The sequence below is a fragment of the Methylobacterium nigriterrae genome, assembly GCF_037106235.1.
GTDB lineage: Bacteria > Pseudomonadota > Alphaproteobacteria > Rhizobiales > Beijerinckiaceae > Methylobacterium > Methylobacterium nigriterrae.
Genome location: NZ_JBAWTG010000368.1, coordinates 1 through 1,358 on the forward strand (window position 1 = coordinate 1; position 1,358 = coordinate 1,358).

Genomic DNA, 1,358 nt, shown 5'->3' on the forward strand with positions numbered 1-1,358 from the left:
CGCGGGCGAGCGCAAGGCGGTGCCGTGGCGGCGGCTGCTCAGGCGGATGCTGCCGGTCACCCTGACCGACTTCTGCTACGGCTGGACGCTCTGGCTGTTCCTCAACTGGATCCCGTCCTACTTCCTCCACGAATTCAATCTCGACATCAAGAAATCGGCCATCTTCGCCTCGGGCGTCTTCTTCGCGGGCGTCGTGGGGGACACGGTCGGGGGCGTCGTCAGCGACCGGATCCTGCGGCGCACCGGCAGCGCGTCGAAGGGCCGCGTCGGCGTCATCGTGGTGGGGTTCCTCGGCGCCTTCCTGTTCATGCTGCCGGTGCTGTTCGTGAAGGATCTCGTCACCATCGCCCTGTGCCTCAGCGGCGCGTTCTTCTTCGCCGAACTCATCGTGGCGCCGATCTGGGCCGTCCCGATGGATATCGCCCCGCAATATTCCGGCACCGCGAGCGGCTTCATGAACTTCGGCTTCGGGCTTGCCGGCATGATCTCGCCGGTGGTGTTCGGCGCCGTGATCGACGCGACCGGGCGCTGGGACCTGCCCTTCGTCGCCTCGCTCGGCCTGCTGCTGCTCGGCGCCATCTTGGCGCTGCGGATGCGACCCGACGAGCCCTTCGTCGACGAGGTCGAGCCCGCCGTAGCGCCTATCAGCCGAACTCAGCCAGTAAAGGCTGCGGAGTAAACCAGCTGCGCGGCGCCGGCCGATGAATCGGTGCCAGTCCTCGTACCATCCCCTCGAAAAGTGAGGAATCCGCCATGTCCGTTGCTGCCACACAACCACTCAGCCGGTCGGAACTTGCATCCACGACCCCGACGGCCTTCGACACCGGTCCCGTCGATGACGTGATGCGGCGCGCCCGCGCCGCGCAGCGGCTCTTCGCCGAGGTGAGCCAGGAGGAGGCCGACGCGGCCGTCCGCGCCCTCGCCTGGGCGCTCTACAAGCCCGAGCATGCCCGCGAGCTCGCGGAACTCGCGGTCGCCGATACCGGCCTCGGCAACGTGCCGGACAAGATCCGCAAGAAGCAGCGCAAGACCTTCGGGACCCTGCGCGACCTCCTGCGCGGGCGCTCGGTCGGCATCATCGAGGAGGATCCCGCCAAGGGCCTCGTCAAGTACGCCAAGCCGATGGGCGTGATCGGCGCCGTGACGCCCTCGACCAACCCGGGCGCGACCCCGGTCAACAAGGCCATGATGGCGGTGAAGGGCCGCAACGCCATCGTGATCGCCCCCTCTCCGCTCGGCTACCGCACCACCGCCCGCATCGTCGAACTGATGCGCGCAGAGCTGGAGCGCATCGGCCTGCCCGCCGACCTCGTGCAGATCCTGCCGCACCCGGTCACGAAGGACTCGACCGAGGCGAT

2 protein-coding genes are annotated in these 1,358 nt (G+C 68.2%); both read left to right on the forward strand.

The genetic code is table 11. The annotated features are described in order from the left end of the window. Nucleotides 1-679, forward strand: a 679-nt coding sequence (locus tag WDW90_RS37130; RefSeq protein ID WP_336492727.1) for an MFS transporter, incomplete at its 5' end; no start/stop codon positions are given. Nucleotides 680-753: 74 nt separating this feature from the next. Next, nucleotides 754-1,358 (forward strand): aldehyde dehydrogenase family protein (locus WDW90_RS37135; protein ID WP_336492728.1); only part of this gene is annotated, 605 nt, incomplete at its 3' end.